This is a genomic window from Oligoflexus sp., from assembly GCF_035638955.1.
In the GTDB taxonomy this organism is placed as follows: Bacteria; Bdellovibrionota_B; Oligoflexia; order Oligoflexales; family Oligoflexaceae; genus Oligoflexus.
Genome location: NZ_DASQYZ010000101.1, coordinates 1 through 7995 on the forward strand (window position 1 = coordinate 1; position 7995 = coordinate 7995).

8 protein-coding genes and 1 pseudogene are annotated in these 7995 nt (G+C 48.8%); 5 read left to right on the forward strand and 4 right to left on the reverse strand.

Features of this window, described 5'->3' with window-relative positions:
- The first annotated feature begins 125 nt into the window (after positions 1–125).
- Positions 126–332 carry a hypothetical protein gene (locus VE954_RS09700; protein WP_324952113.1) on the forward strand — a complete coding sequence of 69 codons (207 nt, stop codon included), beginning with the start codon at positions 126–128 and terminating at the stop codon, positions 330–332.
- Between the two features lie 1041 nt (positions 333–1373).
- Here VE954_RS09700 and VE954_RS09705 read toward each other — a convergent pair.
- On the reverse strand, positions 1374–2003 hold the full coding sequence (locus VE954_RS09705) for a hypothetical protein (RefSeq protein WP_324952115.1): 630 nt from the start codon (positions 2001–2003) through the stop codon (positions 1374–1376).
- Positions 1979–2878: a hypothetical protein gene (locus tag VE954_RS09710; protein WP_324952117.1), complete on the reverse strand. Its 900-nt coding sequence runs from the start codon at positions 2876–2878 to the stop codon at positions 1979–1981. The genes VE954_RS09705 and VE954_RS09710 overlap by 25 nt, the downstream gene beginning before the upstream one ends.
- A 1234-nt stretch (positions 2879–4112) precedes the next feature.
- Between VE954_RS09710 and VE954_RS44170 the strand changes: the two genes are divergently transcribed.
- From VE954_RS44170 to VE954_RS09720, 3 genes and pseudogenes are all read left to right on the forward strand, one after another.
- Complete coding sequence (locus VE954_RS44170; protein ID WP_414698987.1) at positions 4113–4478, forward strand: DUF6404 family protein; 366 nt, start codon at positions 4113–4115, stop codon at positions 4476–4478.
- A gap of 105 nt (positions 4479–4583) precedes the next feature.
- Positions 4584–5243 (forward strand): annotated as a pseudogene (locus VE954_RS09715) (IS6 family transposase).
- A gap of 170 nt (positions 5244–5413) precedes the next feature.
- Positions 5414–5941: a hypothetical protein gene (locus VE954_RS09720; protein ID WP_324952119.1), complete on the forward strand. Its 528-nt coding sequence runs from the start codon at positions 5414–5416 to the stop codon at positions 5939–5941.
- A gap of 40 nt (positions 5942–5981) precedes the next feature.
- Here the strand turns inward: VE954_RS09720 and VE954_RS09725 are convergent, their stop codons facing one another.
- Entirely contained in the window at positions 5982–6743 is a 762-nt protein-coding gene (locus tag VE954_RS09725) for a hypothetical protein (protein WP_324952121.1), read from the reverse strand.
- A 242-nt stretch (positions 6744–6985) separates the two neighbouring features.
- Positions 6986–7315 carry a hypothetical protein gene (locus VE954_RS09730; protein WP_324952123.1) on the reverse strand — a complete coding sequence of 110 codons (330 nt, stop codon included), beginning with the start codon at positions 7313–7315 and terminating at the stop codon, positions 6986–6988.
- Positions 7316–7794: 479 nt separating this feature from the next.
- Here VE954_RS09730 and VE954_RS09735 point away from each other — a divergent pair, with 479 nt between their 5' ends.
- The gene (locus VE954_RS09735; RefSeq protein ID WP_324952125.1) at positions 7795–7938 is read left to right on the forward strand and encodes a hypothetical protein; all 144 of its coding nucleotides are present in this window, start codon (positions 7795–7797) and stop codon (positions 7936–7938) included.
- The last annotated feature ends 57 nt before the right edge of the window (positions 7939–7995 follow it).

The window sequence follows — 7995 nt, forward strand, 5'->3', positions numbered from 1 at the left end:
CGACGAATCGCCTTAAACTTACTCAAGCAAGAGAAAACATCCAAGAGAGGCATCAAGGGAAAACGGCATAAAGCAGGATGGGACAATGACTATCTTTTCACAGTCCTAATGTCTTAATTTTAATCATGCGTTTGCCCTGGGGTCATGCTGAAGTCATGACCCCATCGCCAGAGATGCAGCTTTGGAAGCAGTATGTGGACGCGGAAGTGGGTTCGGAAAAAATCCAGCCTGAATGCATGCCCCGCATCGTTCGTGCGGATCCAGTGGTGGGACGTCGAGGCATGCTGATGTTTTTTCATAGTGATTCGGATTGCCCGCAGCAGGGTGTGTGACAAAACGCGTTGGGACGGGACAGGTTTTGACACTTTGATTTTGTTATGCGTTTCGTCATCGGCATTATGCGGGTTTGCTGGCTTCCAACACGGTGGGTGTTGGGCGCGACAAAAACACTGGTTTCTGTCACTGCCATACAAGCAGGTGAACGCTTTGGCTATGAACAGATTGGTCCCTTTTCTGCGATAAAAGCGAGGTAGGGAAAGTGCTTCAAGCTTAGTTTGCCGCAGGTGTCAGCGACCTTCATTCTGGGCCAACTATTATGTTTTTTCGGCCTGCGTGGCGACTTTTCAGAGCCAGCAAGGTATTGAAAATCACGAGGGCAGAAAGTATAGCTTCCCGCACTTCGGTCTTCCTTGACTTTAAAAACGGTCCGGGAACGGGTGGTGCAGTTGGGGCACATCCCGATACTGCCAAGTTACTTCCGCTTAACGGTGTGGGAAAAGAGGGTCAATCCCCTCAGGTTTAAGCCCACCGGGCGTGCCACCCACGCCCGAGCCCAAACCCAAGCCCGTGCATTTTCCTGTCAAACGATCGCATACTACGGGGCTTAGGCCTCCGCCACCGCCGGAGCTTGAAACGCCTGAACTTCCGCCACTTCCACTGCCTCCCCCCCCGCTTGATTGAGGAGGATCCACCACACCCGGTCCCTTTGGAGAATTATCGGGTACATTGGGCATAGGAAGCGTTACGCGTTTTCTGAATATATCACCCAGCCCATCGCTATCCCTTGGGTCACAAAAACGAGGGTCGCACGTCTTCCTTCTTTCATAATCAGCCCAAACAGCGTCAGCATTCCCACGACTACACACGCCTGGCATTCCACCTTTGATGACCAAGTCCTTGGCGGGATCAAGAAGAATAAGGCGAGCTAAACGTTCAGCCATAAAACTTATCCGCCAAGCATTTGCGACGTCCTTATCAATTTTCCCGCAATTGCGCATGTCAACGTTGTAGGGACTGTTACAATCATCAGTCCACTGATTCTCAATGGTCTTATATTCATCCGAACAGTCTCCTGCAGCATTGCAGTCGTTCGATTACTGTTCATTGTGCTTGGACCGTTCATTTGCCTGACGGGACTCAAGCTTATTTTTATCTGAGTCTTGTTTTTTTCCGAGATTTGTCATCCCTTCCTTATACTGAGCATCGGAGATTTCTCCCTCCGCATACTTTTCTCCCAGAGCATATCTTCTTTTTTCGTAATCTATTCTTTGCTGCTTTTCGAATGCCAAGTCTTCTCTTTCATGGCGTATTTTCATTTCCTGACGATCATAGGCCTGCCTTGCTTCGAGGGTGAGTTTGTCTGGGTTAACAAGTCCCCCAGATCCGACGGCGTCTGCATTTTCTGGATCATCTTTTATTTTTTTAGCAAAGTCATCTCTGGCGGCCTTATGTTCTTTATTGAGCATGTCCGCTTTTGAACCAGATACGGTTGGGTTATAGTCCCTATTTATATTGTAGAGATTACGATCATGCTCCCATTCGGGATTTCTTTGTGTTGAATCATAGTACCCTAAAGCTCCACCGACGATAGCACCGCCTATAGCACCCCAATGATTTTTTGTGAGCGTACCACCAGCTATACCCATCCCAAGTCCCCCAACAAAAATATAGACTCCACTTCTCCAACCTTCTGAGTAGATCATATCAGCGACTTCGTGAGGCATTTTTTTGCAATTTCCTTTGAATAGTGCCAACCGACTTTCGCGAAAGAACCCGAAACTCCAGACCATCCCGACATTAGCTGATAGTTCCTGTCGATAATTATCCCCTGGCTATCCGTGTAGTTAGCAAAAGGGGACTTGCTGAAATCTGGCACGGCGGACTTGGAAAAAGAATCAAATTTGTAGAGGGAATCCATTCGACCTCTCAGAACAGGAATCGTGGACGACTGAAAGCTTGGATTCATCCACGATCGTCCAGTAAGTCCGCCGAAAAACGATTGAACTGCCTCTGCTCGACTGCTGGTTATTTTTCCTCGAAATGCCGCGATGACTTTATCTTCCGATAAAATATTGATCCCGGGTCCGAATATGTTGTCACTAGCGGCAATCAAATTACTCCGATTCCGCAGTGTTGATGTCAACGATCCCCAACCGTCTTTTCTCAACTTTTGTAGCGAGACAAATCCCATATGGGGATTTGCGCGGCCTATTATGCCAATCAACGGAGCTGCGAATTCAGGTCTCTCCAAAATGTATGCCTGCTCGATCAATTCGAGCGCAGGCACTATGAGATCACCATTCGGTCCAAATTTATTGATGCGAGCCGCAACAAGCTTGGTTACTCTTTTCTTGTCAAAATCTGGTGAAAGATCAGCGATAATTGTCGAAAAGTCATTAATAGTACCGTGCATAAGTTTGGCGGTGTTCTCGTCCAGGGGAATCGTATAGACCTTATACTTTGACAGTTCTCTTGAAAGGTTGGTTTGTATATATAAAACTTTATCATTTGCGAAATCACGCCTTGGTGGATCGGGAGTATCATCGTCATCACAAAATTGCGCTGGCGCGCTTTGTGAAAAACATAGCAAACTAATCAATAAATAAATTTTCCTCACACGGCATTCTTTCGATTTGCACGGTTTACAAAGATTTTTTCGAAATCATATAATGATAAAGGGTCGTGATTACAAGTAGCATTGGCACTAGGAAGACCATAACGACCGGTAAAGTAGGGCCAAACAGCAGATAGACACCACCATGAATACTTGAAAAAATATCCCCACTAAAGGCGTAGGAATTAGCTATGTATCCAATGATGAGGTGAGTTGAAAGGCTCACGAAATAAACTAGACTTACATAAATAAATTCCAAGGCTATTGGCCTATACTTTGGCAGGAAAGAGCAGCAGTAGGAAATGAAATAGGTTAGAAATACCAGCCTGAATACACCTCCTCCGTACCAGTCGAACATCTTACCAAAGCCCGTAACATAAAAATGGAATAGGAACGAAAACACCGACCCAAATGTAAAAATCGCAGCTTCTAAATGATGCCTTGGGTCGAGAACAGTCCCCTTCAAATTCGATGCTCCTTCTGACTTCAAATAATTTTCTGGAAAAGTGCGCGCTGTTGGAATTTCTTCCTGGATTTGTCTTCATGCCGACAGCCCTCAATCATCATGCTTTTGACGCCCAAATCACATGCAGCGTTGCGACAGCCCCTTGTAAAGCGGTCCATCTCTCGCTGAGGGCTAACACCCTTGTTATTTCTGACGCATTCATCCAAACACTAGCATCCTAAAACGCCAAATGAGTTGCGCCTTGCATTTGGCGGTCCATCTCTAAAAGTCACAGAAGTTGGTGTACTCCATATGACACGGGGACGGAGGAACCGAGTTCTATCAACAACTCACCGCCAGGTTCAAGAGATAATATCCCCAAAATGCCATGCTTAATCTAGGCTATGACACGTAACGTGTTAAGTTTAAAGAAAAAAGCTCCTGGTACATGGCTTTTTGAATTGGCAAAAGACGTTCTCCAGGAGGGCCCAGAATGAGCGAAGGAGGGTGTTTCCTGCAATAATACCAGTTTTCCTGTGACCTCTTTTGATATCTCTGTTGGGGTGCGACTCTCTCAACATTCGGTTGTCGCGAAAACCTTCGGTGTATCGGTTTCTGGTGACATCAATCTCGGTCACACGCTGAGTGGTGATACATACAACCGTTCGAGCAATCTGACCGTTAATATCTTCATCCAAATCAACTGAGATGCCTGTTGCTGGAGTTTTATGATTGGGCAGCAGAATAGTTTACAGACATTGAACTGAGGGTTGTATGACGTTCCAAGAGAAACTCCGACACGCACTAGACCTTTGCCAGGATAGCAAGATCAAAAGCTACGACTACCAACCACCGTTGTATAAGCTCCTGTGGCGCTTGGGGATTGAAAAAGCCCCGCCGCACTTCACGGGTTTCTACGAAAACTGGATTTCCATAGGCACAATCACAGGCATTCCGTGGACACTTATCATGGCAGCTCCGGGCTTATTTCAGGATGTATCCAGGTCAGATTTTTTTCCACTTCTCGTTGGAGGATGCTGTTCTAGTGTTTTTTATGGCTATCTGATGGCGAAACGCTGTGAACGCCAAGCAAAGCGATTCGGAATTCCCTTATGGAAAGATTTTTTCCCTCCTGAGTGAGGCGCAGAGTCACCCGCACACACTTAGGTTGTGTTGCAAAAAATCTCTGGTGTTTTGACCTGGGCCTCGTCATAGTCCCGAGTTCACCGTATCCAGGGAGTGGTTATGGCGCTGAGCTTCAAAGGACGGCATTTCAAGAAGTCCATTATCCTGACCTCCATCCGCCTATAAGCTCTCCACGATGGATATCGAGGAAATGATGTCTGAGCGTGGCGTTCATGTCGATCACTCGACAATCCATCGGTGGGGCCTCCGCTATACCCAGGAGCTGGAGGCCGAGTTCAGAAAAAGGAAAAAGCCGGTATCGGGCCGCTGGTTTTGGGATGAGATGGCTATCAAGGTCAAGGGGAATCTCAAATGGCTTTACCGGGCCGTGGACGAGGATGGCGATACGATAGACTTTCTCCTTGCGGCAAAGAGGGATCAGAAAGCGGCTCTCAGGTTTTTGAAAAAGGCCGTTCGTCAGCATGGTGTCCCCGGAAAGATCAATACCGACAAGTCAGGAGCAAACGCCGCCGGCTTCAAGGCTTTCAATGATGAACATTCAACTGACATTGAGCTCGGGCAGATGAAATATCTCAACAACATTGTGGAGCAGGATCACAGGCGGGTCCGGCAAAAGACAAGGCCCATGCTGGGCTTTAAAACCTTCATGTCGGCTGCGAAAACAATTGCCGGCATTGAGATAATGGCCATGATCAAAAAGGCCAGTTGGATATCCCGGGCTCCACTCCATTCGAACAGTTTTACGCCCTCGCAGGATAAATGCGTCCAGGGATGGACCCCTTCAAAACCTCATGTGACCCTTGGAAAGGTTTGCGACAGAGCCGATCCCCGAGCCCAGCCCCCGTTTGGGGGCCTATTCTTGCCTGCTGATCCCAACCAGGATATGATGCCAGGATAATATTTTTACAAAATTAGGAAGGAAGTGGAACATGAAGGCATTCATGAGCGCCTGTCTTTTGGTGGCCATCCCCCTGACTGCAGAAGCACGTCCCAAGTTTCACAAAATTCTGTCAGAAGGTGAGCCGGGAACCTGTTCTATGATCTCCGGACAGTGGGAAGGAGAATGCAGCGAAGCCGGAAAAAGTCTTCAGGCAAAGCTTCAGATCTTTCAGGATGGCTGCACGGATATCGCATTCTTTGATTTTGACTATCCCATTCCCCTGGTTTATAAAATCGGGCGCGAGGGAAAAGTCATGCATACAAGGCTGGCTGATACTTTCTGGAATTTTACAACCTACGCAAGCTGGCTCGAAGATCGCAAGACTTTCACAGCCAAGGTACTTGGCAACGCTGAATTCACTGACCAAGGCAAGGTTACGCCCGTGAATAAGGAAGAAAGCTATACCGTGTCGCTGAAAGGTGAAACGCTGGAAACTTCCCTGAAATTGAAGATCAAGCGCTCCAATGGATCTTCGGACAACTACGAGACAATCTGCACTTATCGCCGCGTGAACTGAAGAGAAAGGGTGTGATTTCTGCCGCACCCTTAACCTTTACTTACCAATCGTCGCGGGCAAAAACAGAAATATCGCTGCGTCTCGGCTCCCCTCTTACCGTGTAATCGCAGTAAAGGACCACTTCGCCTGTTGTTGCGAAATAGGTCCTGAATGATGCGCTGGAGCGACCCGCGCTAAGCGGTCCATTGTACACAGGCACTGTAATCGACCCGGCTGGGAGGAAGATGCCGTCCTTCTCACGATAAACATCCAGTTGGAAATTTCGGAAGTTGTTGCCGTTGCCGACCCCTCTGGACCTGCGTTCCACGCCCTGCTCAACCCCAATACTATCCCCCTGGTATCCGCCGTCGACATCACCTGACCAGACAATTCTCAATGTCCGTCCAAGGCCCGTTTCAAATGTTGTTCCGTTTATCAGCTCCAGCCTTGAACGGTTGTCAGCCTCAAGATCGTTACCACCACCAGCCTGCTTTCCAACTTCAAAAATGCTCCAGTTTACTGTTGCAGCCTTGAGCCTGGCTCCAATCGGGAGTCTGAGGGAGTAAGCGGAAAAACCTTTCTTGGTCGGAATCTTCTGGCTTTCATCGAGTCCCTTATCCACCAGAATGAAAGTGGAGCTTGAAAGATCGAGGGATTCTGCACTCATGCCGAGGTAGCGATAGACAACATAATTTCCATTTTTTTTCGTCGCTTCGTCATGCAGGCCGAGAATGTCACCAAGGTTTTGCTCCGGGGTGACGGCAACAAAGATTTCGCTTGAGAGTTTTTCCTGGGCAAGATCGCTTAGAGTTAAGTCAGGCATGAGGTTAAAATCCTTTTGTGTGGTTGGTGTCCTCTGAAACCGCGTAGGGACAATGGATGTATGCCATAATCTGATTAAGAATTGAGTTATATTCCTTGTCTGAGAACGATTTCAACCGTCCGGTTGGTTAGGGTGTCGCTCTTCAGCTGCATCCTTCAGGCAATTCAGGATGCCAGGAGCTGTGACGCTCCGGCTCCATTGAACCTTTAAAGGCACATTTTTTGGCATGAAATAGCGATCACCTAAAGATTGAGATGAAGCGGAATGACCATGATGGCGTCCAGTTGCCGGATGATAGAGAGCGTGCCTGATGCGTCTCGGAAGCTCTGCGAACGAAAGATGCCCCGGACCAGAATCTGATCCCCTAACAAAAGCTCTTCGTTACAAAGTCTCGCCAGAGGACCCGTGACTCTGACCAGGACGATGTGCATGGGACTTGCCATGCCTTCGGCAGAATTCAGCCCCACGAGCAGAGTCAGGGCCGCTTCGGCCTCATGTCGTGACTCCTTGCCAAGGACGTAGCCGGACAGCTCCATGCGTTTTTTTGGACTCTTCTTCATTGCGCTTTTCATGATCCATTCTCCTCGTGAAGGCCGGGACCGATTCCCTGGGTTCGAAGATCAAAGGCGCATGGCAAAGGGCGCGTGCAAAGCCGCCCAGCGGCGGTGTACTCCCGCAGAAGAGAAGAGGAATTTTTTGCCAAGCTTTGGAGGAGCAATGAGCCAGGTGAAGAGCCGGCGAGCCCGAAAATTCCGCGAAGTGACGAGGACAGCACTTGCGCGAAAGACAGTTGCCCATGCAAGTCAACGTGATGAGGGCCGGGGATCGGGATCGTTCGGTTCAGAAAAGGGAAGTCGGGAAACGGGCGGGAGCATGAAAAAGGGTCCCAGGGATGGGGGGTGTTGACCGGGTCCACTGCACTCGAGCTCACGCCGCGCAGAAATCCCCCTGCGGGGGCGCGCCGTGAGTTCGAGTTCCACTCCTGCTTACCAGTGTGCGATGTCCTCACCGATAAGGACCTGGACGAATGTAGGAGCAAAGGGAGTATCTTATGGCCCAGACGGATCTGGAGATGGCGGAAGGTGATCTCAAAAAGCTGGAGGATAAAAAACCAGGATGGGTCCAGCAGCCGGACAGCCTCCTGATACAATTGACGGTATTATTCGCTGGTGAATCTGCTCTTATTGACATGTAAAGTCATCCCAAATGTGCCTGGAAATTGGGGGGGTCGGCATGTCGGTTCGCCATTATA

What these genes read in the sequence shown, in the direction of transcription:
- VE954_RS09720 (WP_324952119.1), top strand. Translation starts at nt 5,414, where the DNA reads ATGAAGGCATTCATGAGCGCCTGTCTTTTGGTGGCCATCCCCCTGACT.
- VE954_RS09700 (WP_324952113.1), top strand. Translation starts at nt 126, where the DNA reads ATGCGTTTGCCCTGGGGTCATGCTGAAGTCATGACCCCATCGCCAGAG.
- VE954_RS09725 (WP_324952121.1), bottom strand. Translation starts at nt 6,743, where the DNA reads ATGCCTGACTTAACTCTAAGCGATCTTGCCCAGGAAAAACTCTCAAGC.
- VE954_RS09735 (WP_324952125.1), top strand. Translation starts at nt 7,795, where the DNA reads ATGGCCCAGACGGATCTGGAGATGGCGGAAGGTGATCTCAAAAAGCTG.
- VE954_RS09705 (WP_324952115.1), bottom strand. Translation starts at nt 2,003, where the DNA reads ATGCCTCACGAAGTCGCTGATATGATCTACTCAGAAGGTTGGAGAAGT.
- VE954_RS44170 (WP_414698987.1), top strand. Translation starts at nt 4,113, where the DNA reads ATGACGTTCCAAGAGAAACTCCGACACGCACTAGACCTTTGCCAGGAT.
- VE954_RS09730 (WP_324952123.1), bottom strand. Translation starts at nt 7,315, where the DNA reads ATGAAAAGCGCAATGAAGAAGAGTCCAAAAAAACGCATGGAGCTGTCC.